Raw genomic sequence first — 18347 nt, 5'->3', positions numbered from 1 at the left:
CAGCCACGGCCGAAGCCGCCAACAAGCTCGCGGCGACCATCGCCGAGAAACTGCGCAACCAGAAGAGCGCCGGCGGCCGTGCCGGCATCGTCCAGGGCCTGCTGCAGGAATTCTCCCTGTCGTCCCAGGAAGGCGTGGCCCTGATGTGCCTGGCCGAAGCGCTGCTGCGGATCCCCGACAAGGGCACCCGCGACGCCCTGATCCGCGACAAGATCAGCACCGGCAACTGGCAGCCGCACCTGGGCAACAGCCCGTCGCTGTTCGTCAACGCCGCCACCTGGGGCCTGCTGCTGACCGGCAAGCTGGTCGCCACCCATAACGAAGCCGGCCTGACCTCGTCGCTGAGCCGCATCATCGGCAAGAGCGGCGAGCCGATGATCCGCAAGGGCGTCGACATGGCCATGCGCCTGATGGGCGAACAGTTCGTCACCGGCGAAACCATCGCCGAAGCCCTGGCCAACGCCAGCAAGTTCGAAAGCAAGGGTTTCCGCTACTCCTACGACATGCTCGGCGAAGCGGCGCTGACCGAGCACGACGCGCAGAAGTACCTGGCGTCCTACGAGCAGGCCATCCATGCCATCGGCAAGGCCTCCCATGGCCGCGGCATCTATGAGGGTCCGGGCATCTCCATCAAGCTCTCGGCCCTGCACCCGCGCTACAGCCGCGCCCAGTACGAGCGCGTCATGGAGGAGCTGTATCCGCGCCTGCTGTCGCTGACCCTGCTGGCCAAGCAGTACGACATCGGCCTGAACATCGACGCCGAAGAGGCAGACCGCCTGGAGCTGTCCCTGGACCTGCTCGAACGCCTGTGCTTCGAGCCGCAACTGAGCGGCTGGAACGGCATCGGCTTCGTGATCCAGGCCTACCAGAAGCGCTGCCCGTACGTGATCGACTACGTGATCGATCTGGCCCGCCGCAGCCGCCATCGCCTGATGATCCGCCTGGTCAAGGGCGCCTACTGGGACAGCGAGATCAAGCGCGCCCAGGTCGAGGGCCTGGAAGGCTATCCGGTGTACACCCGCAAGGTGTACACCGACGTTTCCTATATTGCCTGCGCGCGCAAGCTGCTCTCGGTACCGGAAGTCATCTACCCGCAGTTCGCCACCCACAACGCCCACACCCTGTCGGCCATCTACCATATCGCCGGACAGAACTATTACCCCGGCCAGTACGAATTCCAGTGCCTGCACGGCATGGGCGAACCGCTCTACGAACAGGTGGTGGGCAAGGTCGCCGAGGGCAAGCTGAACCGTCCGTGCCGCGTCTACGCCCCGGTCGGCACCCACGAAACCCTGCTGGCCTATCTGGTGCGCCGCCTGCTGGAAAACGGCGCCAACACCTCGTTCGTCAACCGTATCGCCGACCAGTCCGTGTCCATCCAGGAACTGGTCGCCGATCCGGTTGCCAGCATCGAGCAGATGGCCCTGCAGGAAGGCGGCTTCGGCCTGCCGCACCCGCGCATCCCACTGCCACGCGAGCTGTATGGCGCCGAACGCGCCAACTCGGCGGGCATCGACATGGCCAACGAACACCGCCTGGCCTCCCTGTCCTGCGCCCTGCTGGCCACCGCCAACAACCCGTGGAAGGCCGCGCCGATGCTTGGCTGCGTCTCCAGCAGCGAAACCCCGGCGCCGGTGCTGAACCCTTCGGATCACCGCGACGTGGTCGGCCATGTGCAGGAGGCCAACGGCGAAGACGTCGACAACGCCATCCAGTGCGCCCTCAACGCCGCGCCGATCTGGCAGGCGACGCCGCCCGCCGAACGCGCGGCGATCCTGGAACGTGCCGCCGACCTGATGGAGGGCGAGATCCAGCCACTGATGGGCCTGCTGGTCCGCGAAGCCGGCAAGACCTACGCCAACGCCATCGCCGAAGTTCGCGAGGCGGTGGACTTCCTGCGCTACTACGCGGTGCAGGCCCGCAATGACTTCAGCAACGACGCCCATCGCCCACTGGGACCGGTGGTCTGTATCAGCCCGTGGAACTTTCCGCTGGCGATCTTCAGTGGCCAGGTCGCTGCCGCCCTGGCGGCCGGCAACCCGGTGCTGGCCAAACCAGCCGAACAGACCCCGCTGATCGCCGCCCAGGCCGTGCGCCTGCTGCTCGAAGCCGGCATTCCGGAAGGCGTGGTGCAACTGCTGCCGGGTCGCGGTGAAACCGTCGGCGCGCGCCTGGTCGGTGACGAGCGGGTCAAGGGCGTGATGTTCACCGGTTCCACTGAAGTGGCTCGCCTGCTGCAGCGCAATGTCGCCGGCCGCCTGGACAACCAGGGCCGCCCTATCCCGCTGATCGCCGAAACCGGCGGACAGAACGCGATGATCGTCGACTCCTCGGCACTGACCGAACAGGTGGTGATCGACGTGGTGTCCTCGGCGTTCGACAGCGCCGGCCAACGCTGCTCGGCCCTGCGCGTGCTGTGCCTGCAGGAGGATTCCGCCGACCGCGTGATCGAAATGCTCAAGGGCGCCATGGCTGAATCGCGCCTGGGCAACCCCGAGCGTCTGTCGGTGGACATCGGCCCGGTGATCGACGCCGAGGCCAAGGCCGGTATCGAGAAGCACATCCAGGGCATGCGCGAAAAAGGTCGCAGCGTCTACCAGATGGCGATCGCCGATGGCGAGGAATGCAAGCGCGGCACCTTCGTGATGCCGACCCTGATCGAGCTGGAAAGCTTCGACGAGCTCAAGCGCGAGATCTTCGGCCCGGTACTGCACGTGGTGCGCTACAAACGCAAGGACATCGACAAGCTGATCGCCCAGATCAACGCCAGCGGCTACGGCCTGACCCTGGGCGTGCACACCCGGATCGACGAAACCATCGCCAAGGTGGTCGACAACGTCAATGCCGGCAACGTCTACGTCAACCGCAACATCGTCGGTGCGGTGGTCGGCGTGCAGCCGTTCGGTGGCGAGGGTCTTTCGGGGACCGGCCCGAAAGCCGGTGGCCCGCTGTACCTGTACCGCCTGCTGTCGACCCGCCCGGCCGACGCCATCGAGCAGTCCTTTGCCCGCGTCGACGCGCAGAATGCGCCGGACCTGCGCCTGCGTGCGGCCATGGGCAAACCGTTGAACGCCCTGCAGACCTGGGCCGCGGCCAACCAGCAGCAGGATCTGGCAGACCTCTGCGCACGCTTCGCCACCCAGTCGCAGAGCGGCATCACCCGCCCCCTGATCGGCCCGACCGGCGAGCGTAACAGCTACGCCATCCTGCCACGCGAACACGTGCTGTGTCTGGCCGAGCTCGAAGCGGACCTGCTGACCCAGCTCGCTGCCGTGCTGGCGGTGGGCAGCTCGGCCGTGTGGCCGGAGGGCGAGCCGGGCAAGGCCCTGTATGCCCGCCTGCCGAAGGAAGTGCAGGCGCGCATCCAGCGCGTCGCCGACTGGCACAAGGACGAAGTGGTCTTCGACGCGGTCCTGCACCACGGTCATTCCGACCAGTTGCGCGCCGTGTGCCAGCAGGTGGCGAAGCGGGCCGGCGCGATCGTCGGCGTACAAGGTCTGTCCCAGGGCGAAACCGGCATCGCCCTGGAACGCCTGGTGATCGAGCGCGCCTTGAGCGTCAACACCGCCGCGGCCGGCGGTAACGCCAGCCTGATGACCATCGGCTGATCAGCCTGAGGGCCTGGCATCCGCAACGGATGCCAGGCCTGCGTTCCGCCCTGGCCCGAACCGAGGGCTGTGCTCGACATGAAAACCCTCATCCCTCAACCACCCCTGCAACGCCTGCAATTGCGCCCAGGATGAAACCCGACGAGGCTCGGGCGCCTGCCCGGTCTGGCGATCCGCGGGAAAAAAGAAGATCGGCTCATCCTTGGGATCGAATCCGGATGAAGAGGGATTGCCAGTCTCATCGCCATGCCAGACCAGGTTGCCTCCGGTATAGCCCGCCGCTGCGATCTGCTGGTTCAGCGCCTTCACGAGCGTCACGCCGAAACCATGGATATTGCCCATGTCCTCATGTTCGCGCGCGCCCTCGTAGGCCGTCCGCTCCGTGGTGAACGGCAGAGCCCGGCTGCGCAGCCCCTCGCAGACATGGCCGACGAGCCGGGACGCAACGTGCAGCGGCCGCTGATTGACGGACTGGGCCTGGCGCGGATAAATCGCGAAAAGGTCATAATCGGCGGTGATCGCCCGACCATCACCCGGATTGGTCAGCACCTGAACCGGCCCACTCTCGTCAAACACCCGCCCCTCTTCATCGATACGGAACAGAGCGGACAGACCCGACGGGTATTCGGCCCGGTAGGCCGTCCCATCCCGCTTCATATGCGCGCTTTCCAGCAACGTTGCAATCCGCGCACGGGACAGCCTCAGATCCACCGAACTGGCACCGGATGACAGCGCGTCGTCGATACTGCGCCGCTGCCCATCGAGCTGTTGCGCCTCGACCTTCGAATAGGCCGGATTCACCGCGACGAAACCGGCCGTGGGGCCAGTGCCACTGGACTTGGCCTTGACGTGAAAGCTCTTCGAGGCATACCCCTGCTTGAGCAGTTGCTCGCCCAGGGGATTGGGCGAACGCACAGCGAGCACGACGCGATAGCGGTCCGCCACGGCTTGAAAGGCCTCACCATACAGCAGCCCGCCCGCCGAGTTTTCCACCTGGGGAAAGAGCTCCCGCGCGGGCACCGCTGCATCCCTGCACGGCACATTGCCCACTGACTGCAAGACGCCAGAAAGCCCTGACGGGAGAACCGTCTTGTCGTCCACACTCCTGACCGGAGGCGTTTCCATAAAAAGCCTGCTGGTGACCGTCATGATTACCCCAACAGAAAAGGCACACCTTGCTGGCAAGCCAGCCGCGACGGATATCAGAAAAAACCCATGCACAGCCGAAGCAGCAACGGCGCAGGACGCCTGCCGATAACGTCGTCACCTTGACCTCCATCACCCAGATCAATCTTGCTAGGCATCGCCCATTCAGCCACCTAGACTCGGCTCATCCCATCAAAGGTAGGCCGCCATGCCCGAGACGCTGCTCAGTTCCCGCAATCTGGCTTTCGAGCTGTACGAAGTCCTCGATGCCGAAGGACTGACCCGCCGCGAGCGATTCGCCGAACATTCGCGGGAAACCTTCGACGCCGCCCTGGACACCGCCCGCACCATCGCCGAAAAGTTCTTCGCGCCGCATAACCGCAAGAACGATGAAAACGAGCCACGCTATGAAAATGGCGAAGCGATCCTGATCCCGGAAGTGAAGCCGGCGGTGGACGCCTTTCTCGAGGCCGGCTTCCTCAATGCCGCGCGCAGCTTCGAGGCCGGCGGCATGCAGTTGCCGACCTTGCTGTCCCAGGCCTGCTTCGCGCACTTCCAGTCGGCCAACGCCGCCTCGACCTCCTACCCGTTTCTGACCATGGGCGCGGCCAACCTGATCGAGAGCTTCGGCAGCGACGAACAGAAGCGACGCTTCCTGCAGCCAATGATCGACGGGCGCTTCTTCGGCACCATGGCGTTGACCGAACCCCACGCCGGCTCCTCGCTGGCCGATATCCGCACCCGCGCCGAACCGGCCGCCGACGGCACCTACCGGCTCAAGGGCAACAAGATCTTCATTTCCGGCGGCGACCACCCACTGTCGGAAAACATCGTGCACATGGTCCTGGCCAAGCTGCCGGACGCCCCGCCTGGCGTGAAGGGCATCTCGCTGTTCATCGTGCCCAAGTTCCTGGTCAACGATGATGGCAGCCTCGGCGCGCGCAATGATGTGCTGCTGGCCGGGCTGTTCCACAAGATGGGTTGGCGTGGCACGACCTCTACCGCGCTGAACTTCGGCGATAACGGCAGCTGTGTCGGCTATCTGGTGGGAAAACCTCATCACGGCCTGAGCTACATGTTCCAGATGATGAACGAGGCGCGCATCGGCGTCGGCATGGGCGCGGTGATGCTCGGCTACGCGGGCTACCTGTATTCCCTGGAGTATGCACGGGAACGCCCACAGGGCCGCCTGCCCGACAGCAAGGACCCGACCACCGCGCCGGTGGCGATCATCCAGCACGCCGACGTCAAGCGCATGCTGCTGACCCAGAAGGCCTACGTGGAAGGCGCCTTCGACCTGGGCCTGTACGCCGCCCGCCTGTTCGACGACACCACCACCCTGGAGTCGGAAAGCGAGCGCAAACAGGCCCATGAACTGCTCGACCTGCTGACCCCGATCGTCAAGTCCTGGCCGTCGGAGTTCTGCCTGAAGGCCAACGAACTGGCGATCCAGATCCTCGGCGGCCATGGCTACACCCGCGAGTACCCGGTGGAACAGTATTATCGCGACAACCGCCTGAACCCGATCCACGAAGGCACCCATGGCATCCAGTCGCTGGACCTGCTGGGACGCAAGCTGGCGCAGAACGGCGGTGCAGGTCTCAAGCAACTGATGCGGCTGATCGCCGACACCGGCCAGCGCGCCGCCGCGTACCCGTCGCTGGACGCCCTGCGCGAGCCGCTGGAACACCTGGTCGCCCGCCTGCAGGAAGTGACCATTGGTCTGCTCGGCGACCTGGCACAGGGCAAGGTCGGCAGCGGCCTGGCCAACTCGGCGCTGTACCTCAAGGCTTTCGGCCATACGGTGATCGGCTGGCGCTGGCTGGAGCAGGCGGTACGCGCCGAGGAGGGCCTGGCCCGGGGCAACGCCGCCGACCTGGCGTTCTATAAAGGCAAGCTACAGGCGGCCCGCTATTTCCTGACCTGGGAGGTGCCTGGTTGCCATCATGAGCTGACGATTCTGCAGGCGCGCGACGATACCTGCCTGTCGATGCGGGAGGCGTGGTTCTAAAGCTTTTGACAGCGGTACATTTCAACAGGTTAGAATTGCTGGCACGCAGACTGCATGGAGTCAGTCCGCGCACCCGTCTTTCCAGCTTTACGGAGTACTGCCTTTGAATGCGACGACCATCAACAGCCTGTTCTTGATCGGCGCGTTGCTGGTAGGCGCAAGCATCCTGGTCAGCTCCCTGTCCTCACGCCTGGGCATCCCGATCCTGGTGATCATCCTCGCGGTGGGCATGACCGCCGGCGTCGACGGCGGCGGCATCATCTTCGACAACTACCCGACCGCCTACCTGGTGGGCAACCTCGCCCTCGCCGTGATCCTGCTCGACGGCGGCCTGCGCACACGGGTGGCAAGCTTTCGCGTGGCACTCTGGCCGGCCTTGTCGCTGGCCACGGTAGGCGTATTGATCACCACTGGCCTGACCGGCATGGCGGCGGCCTGGCTGTTCGACCTGAACATCATCCAGGGCCTGCTGATCGGCGCCATCGTCGGCTCGACCGACGCCGCGGCGGTGTTCTCCCTGCTCGGTGGCAAGGGCCTCAACGAACGGGTCACCGCCAGCCTGGAAATCGAGTCGGGCAGTAACGACCCGATGGCGGTGTTTCTCACCGTGACCCTGATCGACATGCTCGCCAGCGGCCAGACCGGCCTGCACTGGAGCCTGCTCGGCCACCTGGTGCGCGAATTCGGCATCGGCGGCGTCATCGGCCTCGGCGGCGGCTGGCTGATGCTGCAACTGGTCAACCGCATCAACCTGGCCAACGGCCTGTACCCGATCCTGGTGATCGCCGGCGGCCTGGTGGTCTTCGCCCTGACCAACGCCCTGCACGGCAGCGGCTTCCTCGCCGTCTACCTGTGCGGCCTGGTGATCGGCAACCGACCGGTGCGCAGCCGCCATGGCATCCTGCACATGCTCGACGGCATGGCCTGGCTGGCGCAGATCGGCATGTTCCTGGTGCTGGGCCTGCTGGTCACGCCCCACGACCTGCTGCCGATCGCCCTGCCGGCCCTGGGTCTGGCGCTGTGGATGATCCTGTTCGCCCGGCCGCTGTCGGTGGTGGTCGGCCTGCTGCCGTTCCGCGCCTTCCATGGCCGGGAGAAGGCCTTCATTTCCTGGGTCGGCCTGCGCGGCGCGGTCCCGATCATTCTCGCGGTGTTCCCGCTGATGGCCGGCCTGCCCCATGCGCAGTTGTACTTCAACCTGGCGTTCTTCATCGTGCTGGTCTCGCTGCTGGTGCAGGGCACCAGCCTGCCGTGGGTGGCCAAGCTGCTCAAGGTCACCGTACCGCCGGAGCCGGCGCCGATTTCCCGGGCCGCGCTGGAAGTGCACGTCACCAGCGAGTGGGAACTGTTCGTCTATCGCCTCGGCGCGGAAAAATGGTGCATCGGCGCCGCCCTGCGCGAGTTGAAAATGCCTGAAGGCACGCGGATCGCCGCGCTGTTTCGCGGCCAGCAACTGCTCCATCCGTCAGGTAGCACTACCCTGGAAGTCGGCGACCTGCTCTGTGTCATCGGCCACGAACACAACCTGCCAGCCCTCGGCAAACTGTTCAGCCAGGCCCCGCAACGCGGCCTCGACCTGCGCTTCTTCGGCGATTTCGTCCTCGAAGGCGATGCCCAGTTGGGCGCGGTCGCGGCCCTGTATGGCCTGAAGCTCGAAGGCGACGACCCGAACACCCCACTGGGCAGCTTCATCGCCCACAAGGTCGGGGGCGCGCCGATCGTCGGCGACCAGGTCGTATGGAACAACACCATTTGGACCGTGGCAGTCATGGACGGGAACAAGATCGGCAAAGTCGGCGTCAGATTCCCCGAAGGAAGTCGCCCAGGGCCGGGACTCTTCCTCTAAACTGCCCACTTCCCGACTTACCTGGCTCGATCGGTACCTATGTCCTTCTTGCGCTCTGTTTCCCTTGCGGCCCTGTTGGGCCTGAGTCTTTCCGTCGGCGCATTGCAGGCTGCCGAGCCACCCACCAGCGAGTCGGTTCAGCAGAGCCTGGACAAGATCGCCGACCGCAAGCTGCCGGATGCCGATCAGAAAGCCCTGCAACAGGTGCTGCAACAGACCCTGAGCTGGCTGTCCAGTGCCGACGACTACACCAAGCGTCTGGCCGCGACCAAGCAGCAGGTGGCCGAAGCCCCGCGTCAAACCAGCGAAAACCAACGCGAACTGGCCCGCCTGAAAGCCACCAAGGTGATTCCGGTGGCCCAGCGCTACGCCAGCCAATCAGTGCCGCAACTGGAACAATTGCTGGCCGAGCGCACCACCCAGCAGGGTGAGCTGCAGAAGGCCCTGGCCGACGCCAACAGCCTGATCATCACCGCCCAGACCCGCCCGGAGCGGGCCCAGTCGGAAATCAGCAACAGCCAGACCCGCATCCAGCAGATCAACACCACCCTCAAGCTGGGCAAGGACAACGGCAAGACCCTCAGCACCGATCAGCGCAACCAGTTGAACGCCGAACTGGCGTCGATCAACGCGCTGATCCTGCTGCGCCGCCAGGAACTGGCGGGCAACAGCCAGTTGCAGGACCTGGGCAACAGCCAGCACGACCTGCTGATGGAGAAGACCGCGCGTCTGGAGCAGGAAATCCAGGACATGCAGACGCTGATCAACCAGAAGCGCCTGGCCCAGTCCCAGCAGACCGTCACCCAGCAGTCCATCGAGGCGCAGAAGGCCGGCGACAGCAGTCTGCTGGCCACCGAGAGCGCGACCAACCTCCGGCTCTCCGACTACCTGCTCAAGAGCACCGACCGCCTCAACGAGCTGACCCAGCAGAACCTGCAGACCAAGCAGCAGCTCGACACCCTGACCCAGAGCGACCAGGCCCTGGACGAACAGATCAACGTGCTCAAGGGCAGCCTGCTGCTGTCGAAGATCCTCTACAAGCAGAAACAGGCCCTGCCACGCCTGAAGGTCGACAAGAACCTGGCGGACGAGATCGCCGACATCCGCCTGTACCAGTTCGAGGTCAATCAGCAGCGCGAACTGCTCAGCAGCCCGTCCAGCTATGTGGAAAACCTGCTGGCGACCCAGCCGCCGGAGCAGGTCACCCCGCAACTGCGCCGCACCCTGCTCGACCTCGCCGTCACCCGCAGCGACCTGCTGGAGCGCCTGAACCGCGAACTGAGCGCGCTGCTCAACGAATCCATCACCCTGCAACTGAACCAGAAGCAGTTGCTCAGCACTGCACAGAACCTGCGCGCGACCCTCGACGAGCAGATGTTCTGGATTCCGAGCAACAAGCCGCTGGACCTGGAGTGGCTGGAGGGCGTGCCCAACCGCCTGCAGAAGCAGGTCACCACGCTGCCCTGGCTGTCCAGCCTCAGCGAACTGACCGACGGCCTGCTGCAACGGCCCCTGCTGTTTTTGCCGCTGCTGCTGGTGATCGGCGCACTCCTGTGGAAACGCAACTACCTGTACGGGCGCCTGAGCAAGGTCCACAAGGACATCGGTCACTTCAAGCGTGACAGCCAATGGCATACGCCGCTGGCGATCCTGGTCAACATCCTGCTGGCGATGCCGGTCACCCTGGCACTGGCGCTGTGCGGCTACGCCCTGCAGATCGACGCCCGCGGCCAGAACGCCAACCTCGGCGCCGCCCTGCTACAGATCTCCCAGGCCTGGCTGGTGTTCTACACCGCCTACCGGGTGCTGGCGCCGGGCGGTGTCGCCGAGCTGCATTTCCACTGGGAAAAGCCTCAGGTCGAATTCCTCCAGGGCTGGGTACGGCGCCTGGGCTTCGTCGTGCTGGCCCTGGTGGCGGTGGTGGCCGTGGCCGAACTGCAGCCGGCCTCGCTGGCCGATGACGTACTCGGCATCGGCGTGGTCCTGACCTGCTATGCGCTGATGGCCTGGCTGCTCAGCCGGCTGCTGCTGGGCAGCCCGAACCACGGCAAGGCCTCGCTGTTCCGCAAGCTGATCGGTGTCCTGTTCACCGCCCTGCCCATCGCCCTGTTCATCGCGGTCTGCTTCGGCTACTACTACACCGCCCTGAAACTCAGTGACCGGCTGATCGACACGCTGTACCTGCTGATGCTCTGGCTGGTGATCGAGGCCACCTTCGTTCGCGGCCTGGCCGTAGCCGCCCGTCGCCTGGCCTATCAGCGCGCCCTGAGCAAACGCCAGGCGGCCAAGGAAGCGGGTGATGGCGAAACGGTGGTCGAGGAACCTACCCTGGATATAGAGCAGGTCAACCAGCAGTCCCTGCGCCTGATCCGCCTGGCCCTGCTCGGCGGCTTCGTCGCCGCACTGTACTGGGTCTGGTCGGACCTGATCACGGTGTTCTCCTACCTGGACAACATCACCCTCTATGAATACACCAGCGGCACCGGCGCGGCCATGAGCATGGTGCCGATCACCCTCGGCAACCTGATCGGCGCCCTGGCGATCATCGGTATCACCCTGGCCCTGGCACGCAACCTGCCCGGTCTGCTGGAAGTCCTGGTGCTGTCCAAACTCGATCTGGCCCAGGGCAGCGCCTACGCCACGACCACCCTGCTGTCCTACATCATTCTCGGCATCGGTTTCGTCTCCACCCTGTCGACCCTCGGCGTGAGCTGGGACAAGCTGCAATGGCTGGTGGCCGCGCTCTCGGTGGGCCTGGGTTTCGGCATGCAGGAAATCTTCGCCAACTTCATCTCCGGCATCATGATCCTGTTCGAGCGTCCGGTCAGGATCGGCGACACCATCACCATCGGCACACTGTCGGGCACGGTGAGCAAGATCCGCATCCGCGCCACGACCATCACCGACTTCGACCGCAAGGACATCATCGTCCCGAACAAGACCTTCATCACCGGGCAACTGATCAACTGGTCGCTGACCGACACCGTCACCCGCGTGACCCTCAAGCTGGGTGTCGATTACGGCTCCGACCTGGACCGGGTCAAGGAACTGCTGCTCAAGGCCGCCCGCGACAACCCGCGGGTGCTCAAGGAGCCCGAACCGCACGTGTACTTCCTCAACTTTGGTGAAAGCACCCTGGATCACGAGCTGCGCATGCACGTTCGCGACCTGGGCGACCGCAACCCGGTGATCGACGAGGTCAACCGCTTCATCAACCGCGAGTTCAAGAAAGAGCACATCAATATCTCGTTCCGGCAGATGGAGGTCTATCTCAAAAACCTGCACGGCAACGAGTACAAGCTGGTCGCGGTCGATGGCGAAGCGGACACCCTGGTGCCGGCCAACAAGTCCGGTACAGAGCCTCAGCAGCCTCTACAGAAGAAACCCGACTAGCATCAGCGCACTAATCCCAGCAGAATACTAGGACATTCTGCTGGAGATGGCCGTTGAAAGCCCTCGACGAACTGACCTTCGACAACCGCTTCGCCCGCCTGGGCGATGCCTTTTCCACCCACGTGCTGCCCGAGCCCATCGACAACCCGCGCCTGGTCGCGGCCAGCCCGGCGGCCATGGCCTTGCTCGACCTGGATCCGGCGAGCGCCGAAGAGGAAGTCTTTGCCCAACTGTTTGGCGGCCACAAGCTGTGGGCCGAGGCCGAGCCACGGGCGATGGTCTACTCGGGGCACCAGTTCGGCTCCTACAACCCGCGCCTGGGCGATGGCCGCGGGCTGCTGCTCGGCGAGGTGCGCAACCAGTCTGGCGAACACTGGGACCTGCACCTCAAGGGCGCTGGCCAGACACCCTACTCGCGCATGGGCGACGGTCGCGCGGTGCTGCGTTCGTCGATCCGCGAGTTCCTGGCGTCCGAAGCCCTGCATGCCCTGGGCATCCCCAGCAGCCGCGCGCTGTGCGTGATCGGCTCGGATACGCCGGTGTGGCGCGAACGCCAGGAGCGCGCCGCGATGGTCCTGCGCCTGGCGCCGAGCCATATCCGCTTCGGCCATTTCGAGTATTTCTACTACACCCAGCAGACCGAACAGCACAAGCAGCTCGGTGAATACCTGCTGGCACAGCATTTCCCCGAATGCCTGAAACAGCCGGAGCCCTACCTGGCGATGTTCCGCGAAGTGGTCGAGCGCAACGCCGAACTGATCGCCAAATGGCAGGCCTATGGTTTCTGCCATGGCGTGATGAACACCGACAACATGTCGATCCTGGGCATCACCTTCGACTTCGGTCCTTTCGCCTTCCTCGATGATTTCGACGCCCACTTCATCTGCAACCACTCCGATGATCAGGGCCGCTACTCGTTCAGCAATCAGGTACCGGTCGGCCAGTGGAACCTCAGCGCGCTGGCGCAGGCCCTGACACCGTTCATCGGCGTCGAGGCCCTGCGCGAAGCCCTCGGACTGTTCCTGCCGCTGTACCAGGCCCATTACCTGGACCTGATGCGCCGCCGCCTCGGCCTGACCACAGCCGAGGATGGCGACCAGCAACTGGTGGAGGAGCTGTTGCAGCGGATGCAGGTCGGCGGCGTCGACTACACCCTGTTTTTCCGCCGCCTGGGCGATCAACCGGCCGATCAGGCGGTGGCGCAGCTGCGCAACGACTTCATCGACCGCAATGGCTTCGATACCTGGGCCAAACACTATGTCGCCCGTGTCGCCCGCGAGCCAGACCTGGATGAAAACCGGCGCCAGGCACGCATGCAGGCGGTCAATCCGCTGTACATCCTGCGCAACTACCTGGCGCAGCGGGCCATTGAGGCTGCGGAAAAAGGTGATTACACCGAAGTACGCCAGCTACACGCGGTACTGAGCCAACCGTTCGAGGAACAGCCAGGGATGGAAGCCTACGCCGAACGGCCACCGGAATGGGGCAAGCATCTGGAGATCAGTTGCTCATCCTGAAGCACAAGTCATCCGATTACATCAGATAAAGATCTGCTCTCGCACCCCGAAGCGCTCGGCCAGCCAGCGAATCTGACGCAGGTTGAGCTGACGCTTGCCGCTGAGAATCTCGGAGACCACCGATTGCGGCCCCACGCCGGGCAGGTCGCTCTGGTTCAGACCGTGCTCACGCATCATTTCCCGTAGCACCTCGGCCCCGCTGGCCACTGGCATCGGCCAATGTTCCTTGTCGTAGGCTTCAATGTAATCACTGATGATGTTCACAAGGCTCATGAGCGGATTCGATTCATCCTCACCGATGAGGCCCAGCAACTGGTCGAGCGCCTCCACCAGGGCATCGTAGTCAGCCTCGTTTTTCGGTTTGCGCAGCAATGGCTCCACAAACGGCCAGTGCTCGGAAGCCTGCTTGATGACAGCATTCATCAATACGTCCCCTTCCATTTACCCTTGTCATACTCGCGATGGTCCAGCACATGCTTGATGTACAGCTGCTGGGCACCATAATGCACCCCCGCGATCAGGCGCAGCTTGTTCCCACCGATATCAAACACATGCAGACTGCCCACCTTGTCTGTTGCCGGAAAGATCGCCTTGAGCGCCGAAAAATTTCCAGGACTGCTCCCCTTGATACGTCGGCACCAGGCGTCCAACGCCCTGGCAGCCTCGGGCCATTTCACCTTGACCTCCCGAATCCGCTTCTCGGTAATCACACGCATGCAACATCCTTATCGCATCCTGCTATAGAGATTAGCCGCCGCGTCAGATTATCTCAATTTGCTATAAAAAAACCTGACCGACGGCACGCCTCTTCAGGCTAGGCGCTCAAGACGAGATTCATCGGTTGAAAATGTGAGGGCATGCGACACCGGCGCAACACCTTGATAAAGCGTGCTTCAGCCTCCAAATCAGCAACGATGGTCAATTGCCCGGAGCCACATGCCCATGTCCGAACCCCTGCTGATCCCCTGCCCCCACTGCAACGGCCTCAACCGCCTGCCCGCCGGACGCCTCGGTGACCAGCCGAAATGCGGACGCTGCAAGGGCGAAGTGCTGTTGAACAAGCCTTTCGAGTTGAACCAGGGCGACTACGCCAGCCAGATCAAGGGCGACCTGCCACTGTTGCTGGACGTGTGGGCGGATTGGTGCGGGCCGTGCAAATCCTTTGCACCGGTGTTCGAACAGACGGCGGCCCAACTGGCCGGCAAGTGCCGCCTGGCCAAGCTCGACAGCGAAGCCAACCAGCAACTGTCGGCCCAACTGGGCATCCGCTCGATTCCCAGCCTGATCCTGTTCAGGAATGGCCGGGAAGTCGCGCGGCAGAGCGGCGCATTTCCGTTGCCGCAGTTGCTGGCCTGGCTGCGCAGCCACGGCATCGCGGCCTAGGCGTTTTCTTCCAGCAGGCTGTGCAGTTCAACGAACTGCTGGGTCAGCTTGTGGCGCGGGTCGAAGTGGATCAGTGGTTTGCTGGCTTCATGGGACTCGCGCATCTTCACCGAACTGGCCAGGTACACCGGCAGCACCGGCAACCCGTCGGCGATCAGGCCGTCGAGCATCTGCTGCGGCAGGCTGGCCCGGGCCTGGAACTGGTTGACCACGATGCCCTCGACCTGCAGATCTTCGTTGTGATCTTCCTTCAGTTCTTCGATTTCCTGCAGCAGGCCGTACAGCGCCTGGCGCGAGAAGCTGTCGCAGTCGAAGGGAATCAGCACGCGATCGGCGGCGATCAACGCTGAAACCGCATAGAAATTCAGCGCAGGCGGGGTATCCAGGTAGATCCGGTCGTAATCCTCGGCCAGTTCCTCCAGCAGTTTGCGCAGCTTGTTGATCTTGTGCTTGGCCTCGAGCTTGGGCTGCAGGTCGGCCAGCTCCGCAGTGGCGGTGATCACATGCAGGTTGTCGAACGGCGTTTCATAGATGTCGACCTGGTTCTTCTTCGAGAAAGGCCCCGAGGACAGGGTCTGCTTGAAGAAGTCGGCGATGCCCATGGGAATGTCTTCACCGGTCAGGCCGGTCAGGTATTGCGTGGAGTTGGCCTGGGCATCGAGGTCCACCAACAGGGTCCGATAGCCCTCACTGGCGCTGACCGCCGCCAGGTTGCAGGCGATGCTCGACTTGCCGACCCCACCTTTCTGATTGAACACCACACGCCGCATGACAAGACCTCCGTGTATCAATGAATGACCGAGTGTAGAGGGCTTGACTGCCGCTTCGCCACCTCGAGGAGACAAGAACCACCTGGCAAACGCCGATAACCCGGCAAACCCCAGAAGATTCCACTTGAGCCGAGGAAACGACCGACAGACCTGTCACTGAAAACGTGAATAATGGCCATATGACACCCACCCAATGATCCAACTGCAAATTTTATCGTGCAAAATGTAGCCAATTGTTTGCTACAAGCCCGCCACACCGGGATAATGCGCGCCACTCGGCCACAGCGCCACGCCAAGGTTGGTATCGCTTCCAGGATCCAGCCGCAGCGTTTCAAGGAAGCCCGCAGGGGCGGGAAGACACTCAGTGATCAACTTCAATATCGCTCAATGGCGCGCCTGGGCCCCGAGCCTCGAAAGTGTGTCCGACTGGCAAGCCTGGAGCCACCAGCCCACGGTTCCGGCTGCGAGCGATGCGGCTCCCGACGTATCGTTCCTGCCAGCCATGCAGCGCCGTCGTCTCAGCCGCCTGGCGCGCATGGCCTTCAGCGTCGGCTGGCCACTGGCCGAAGGCTACGAGGCGCTGCCCCTGGTGTTCATCTCCCGCCACGGAGAAACCCCGCGCACACTGGAAATCCTCAGCGACCTGGCCGCCGACCAACCGCTCTCGCCCACCCAGTTCAGCCTCTCGGTGCATAACGCCATCATCGGCTTGTGGTCGATCATGCGCGGCGAAACCAGCGAAATGACCGCCCTGGCCGCCAATGGCGACGGCCTCGAGCACGGCATGCTGGAAGCCGCGGCGCTGCTCGCCGAAGGCGCGCCGGCGGTGCTGCTGGTGATCACCGAGGAACAGCCGCCCGAGGCCTACAGCCGCTGGATCGACGATGTGCCGTTCCCCTACGCCGTCGGCCTGCTGCTGACGCCGGGCGACGACTGGCAACTGTCCCTCGGACGCGGCGAGGACCAGGGCACCCGCGCCGAGTGGCCCCATGCACTGAACCTGGTGCGAACCCTGCTCGGCTCGCAAGGCACCTGCCAACACACATGGAAGACCCGCGCATGGACCTGGCAACGCCGAGCATGACCAGGTCCCGCGATGCCTATTGCTGGCGCCTGCTGGCCACCGCCATCAGCTTTGCCCTGTTCGGCCTGGGCGGCCTGTGCCTGCGCCTGGTGATTTTCCCCCTGCTCGCCTGCCTGCCCGGCGACGCGCAACGCCAGCGCGAGCGCGCCCGACGGACGGTGAGCCGGCTGTTCTGGCTGTTCATCCGCTTCATGGCCCGCAGCGGCGTGCTGACCTACGAGGTCGAAGGAGCCGATCGACTCGGACGCCCCGGACAGATGATCATCGCCAACCACCCTTCGCTGATCGACGTGGTGTTCCTGATCGGCCTGGTGCGCAACGCCAACTGCGTGGTCAAACAGAGCCTCTGGCAGAACCCGTTCACACGCGGGCCGGTGCGCTCCACCGAGTACATCAGCAACGACGGCAGCATGGACATGCTCGATACCGCTGTCGGCGCCCTGCAGGACGGCCAGACCCTGATCATTTTTCCCGAGGGTACCCGCACCTCGCCCGGCACGGCACCGGCCTTTCATCGCGGCGCCGCCGCAATTGCCCTGCGCGGTGCGAGAATCATCACCCCCGTGGTGATCGAGGTCAGCCCCACCACCCTGACCAAGGCCGAACCCTGGTATCGCATCCCGCACCGCCGGGTGCACTTCAGTTTTCGTGTCGGGGCCGATATAGACCCACAGAGCTTCGCCAGCCAAGGCCCCGCGCCCCAGGCTTCGCGCAAGCTCAACGATTTTCTGCATCATTACTTCATTAAGGAGCTCGCCACAGATGAGCGATCCAACAAGCGCCCTGCACCTTGAAATCAAGGAGCTGATCATCGAAGCCCTCGGTCTCGAAGACATCAGCGCCCAGGACATCGGCAACGAGCAGACGCTGTTCGGCGAAGGCCTGGGCCTGGACTCGGTGGACGCCCTCGAACTGGGCCTGGCCATCCAGAAGCGCTACGGCATCAAGATCGACGCCGACGCCAAGGACACCCGTGACCATTTTTCCAGCGTGGCCAGCCTTGCGGCTTTCGTCACGGCAAAACAGGCAGCGTGAGACACCACCATGCAAACCCGTGAAGACATCTTCAACACCCTGCGCGATGCCCTGGTCGAACTGTTCGAGCTCGAACCCGAGCGCATCACCCTCGACAGCAACCTGTACCAGGACCTGGAAATCGACAGCATCGACGCCGTGGACCTGATCGACCACATCAAGCGCCAGACCGGCAAGAAGATCGCCGCCGAGGAATTCAAGGCGGTGCGCACCGTCAATGACGTGGTCGAGGCCGTCTTCCGGCTGGTCCAGCCGGCCGCATGAGCCGACTGATCGGCCTGGGCCTGCTGCTGGCGGGCCTGCTGTACCCCTTCGCGGTGTATTTCGGCATCGAGCATTTCGCCCCCTGGCAGTTCGGGCTGTTGCTCGGCAGCCTGTGGTTGGCCCGTGCCCTGACCGGCGGACGCAAGCCCGGCAGCCTGTGGATGGCCCTGTGCGCCATCGCTTTCTGTGGCTTGCTGGGGCTGGTCAACAGCCCGTCGCTGCTGCGCTGGTATCCGGTGCTGATCAGCGGCTTCATGCTCGGCCTGTTCAGCCTGAGCCTGAAGTTCGGC

General features: G+C 64.1%; 14 protein-coding genes and 1 pseudogene. 11 read left to right on the top strand and 4 right to left on the bottom strand.

Going from position 1 to position 18347, the window contains the following annotated elements; translation table 11 throughout:
- Positions 1–3608 (top strand): trifunctional transcriptional regulator/proline dehydrogenase/L-glutamate gamma-semialdehyde dehydrogenase (putA, locus tag K675_RS0111860; protein ID WP_017903739.1); only part of this gene is annotated, 3608 nt, incomplete at its 5' end.
- Here putA and K675_RS31855 read toward each other — a convergent pair.
- Complete coding sequence (locus K675_RS31855; protein WP_017903738.1) at positions 3609–4757, bottom strand: anthrax toxin-like adenylyl cyclase domain-containing protein; 1149 nt, start codon at positions 4755–4757, stop codon at positions 3609–3611.
- A gap of 205 nt (positions 4758–4962) precedes the next feature.
- On the opposite strand from K675_RS31855, the gene K675_RS0111850 reads away from it, so the two are divergent.
- The 4 genes from K675_RS0111850 to selO all read left to right on the top strand — a co-directional run bounded on the left by K675_RS0111850 (position 4963) and on the right by selO (position 13521).
- Positions 4963–6765, top strand: a complete 1803-nt coding sequence (locus K675_RS0111850; RefSeq protein ID WP_017903737.1) for an acyl-CoA dehydrogenase — start codon at positions 4963–4965, stop codon at positions 6763–6765.
- Positions 6766–6868: 103 nt separating this feature from the next.
- Positions 6869–8611 carry a potassium/proton antiporter gene (locus K675_RS0111845; protein WP_017903736.1) on the top strand — a complete coding sequence of 581 codons (1743 nt, stop codon included), beginning with the start codon at positions 6869–6871 and terminating at the stop codon, positions 8609–8611.
- A gap of 39 nt (positions 8612–8650) precedes the next feature.
- Entirely contained in the window at positions 8651–12004 is a 3354-nt protein-coding gene (mscK, locus tag K675_RS0111840; protein WP_017903735.1) for a mechanosensitive channel MscK, read from the top strand.
- Positions 12005–12057: 53 nt separating this feature from the next.
- Entirely contained in the window at positions 12058–13521 is a 1464-nt protein-coding gene (gene selO / locus K675_RS0111835; RefSeq protein WP_017903734.1) for a protein adenylyltransferase SelO, read from the top strand.
- Positions 13522–13542: 21 nt separating this feature from the next.
- Here the strand turns inward: selO and K675_RS0111830 are convergent, their stop codons facing one another.
- Together K675_RS0111830 and K675_RS0111825 are read right to left on the bottom strand one after the other, a co-directional pair.
- Positions 13543–13944 carry a helix-turn-helix domain-containing protein gene (locus K675_RS0111830; RefSeq protein WP_017903733.1) on the bottom strand — a complete coding sequence of 134 codons (402 nt, stop codon included), beginning with the start codon at positions 13942–13944 and terminating at the stop codon, positions 13543–13545.
- Positions 13944–14237 carry a type II toxin-antitoxin system HigB family toxin gene (locus K675_RS0111825; RefSeq protein ID WP_017903732.1) on the bottom strand — a complete coding sequence of 98 codons (294 nt, stop codon included), beginning with the start codon at positions 14235–14237 and terminating at the stop codon, positions 13944–13946. The genes K675_RS0111830 and K675_RS0111825 overlap by 1 nt, the downstream gene beginning before the upstream one ends.
- A 226-nt stretch (positions 14238–14463) precedes the next feature.
- Here K675_RS0111825 and trxC point away from each other — a divergent pair, with 226 nt between their 5' ends.
- Positions 14464–14904, top strand: coding sequence for a thioredoxin TrxC (gene trxC / locus K675_RS0111820; RefSeq protein WP_017903731.1), 441 nt, complete (start codon positions 14464–14466; stop codon positions 14902–14904).
- Here the strand turns inward: trxC and K675_RS0111815 are convergent.
- Positions 14901–15674 (bottom strand): ParA family protein, encoded by a 774-nt coding sequence (locus K675_RS0111815; protein ID WP_017903730.1) that lies wholly within the window; start codon positions 15672–15674, stop codon positions 14901–14903. The genes trxC and K675_RS0111815 overlap by 4 nt on opposite strands.
- Positions 15675–16038: 364 nt before the next feature.
- On the opposite strand from K675_RS0111815, the gene K675_RS0111810 reads away from it, so the two are divergent.
- The 5 genes and pseudogenes from K675_RS0111810 to K675_RS0111790 form a co-directional block, all read left to right on the top strand.
- Entirely contained in the window at positions 16039–16758 is a 720-nt protein-coding gene (locus tag K675_RS0111810) for a beta-ketoacyl synthase chain length factor (protein ID WP_017903729.1), read from the top strand.
- Entirely contained in the window at positions 16734–17552 is an 819-nt protein-coding gene (locus tag K675_RS0111805; protein ID WP_017903728.1) for a lysophospholipid acyltransferase family protein, read from the top strand. The genes K675_RS0111810 and K675_RS0111805 overlap by 25 nt, the downstream gene beginning before the upstream one ends.
- The gene (locus K675_RS0111800; protein ID WP_017903727.1) at positions 17521–17793 is read left to right on the top strand and encodes a phosphopantetheine-binding protein; all 273 of its coding nucleotides are present in this window, start codon (positions 17521–17523) and stop codon (positions 17791–17793) included. Before K675_RS0111805 ends, K675_RS0111800 begins: the two co-directional genes overlap by 32 nt.
- A gap of 9 nt (positions 17794–17802) precedes the next feature.
- Positions 17803–18057 (top strand): acyl carrier protein, encoded by a 255-nt coding sequence (locus tag K675_RS0111795; protein WP_017903726.1) that lies wholly within the window; start codon positions 17803–17805, stop codon positions 18055–18057.
- Positions 18054–18347 (top strand): annotated as a pseudogene (locus K675_RS0111790) (hypothetical protein); the annotation flags it as partial. The gene K675_RS0111795 and the pseudogene K675_RS0111790, both read left to right, overlap by 4 nt.

It is taken from the genome of Pseudomonas fuscovaginae SE-1, assembly GCF_000364705.1.
Taxonomy (GTDB): Bacteria; Pseudomonadota; Gammaproteobacteria; order Pseudomonadales; family Pseudomonadaceae; genus Aquipseudomonas; species Aquipseudomonas fuscovaginae_A.
The sequence above is the reverse complement of the archived record's forward strand: the minus strand, read 5'-3'. Positions and strand labels throughout refer to the sequence as shown.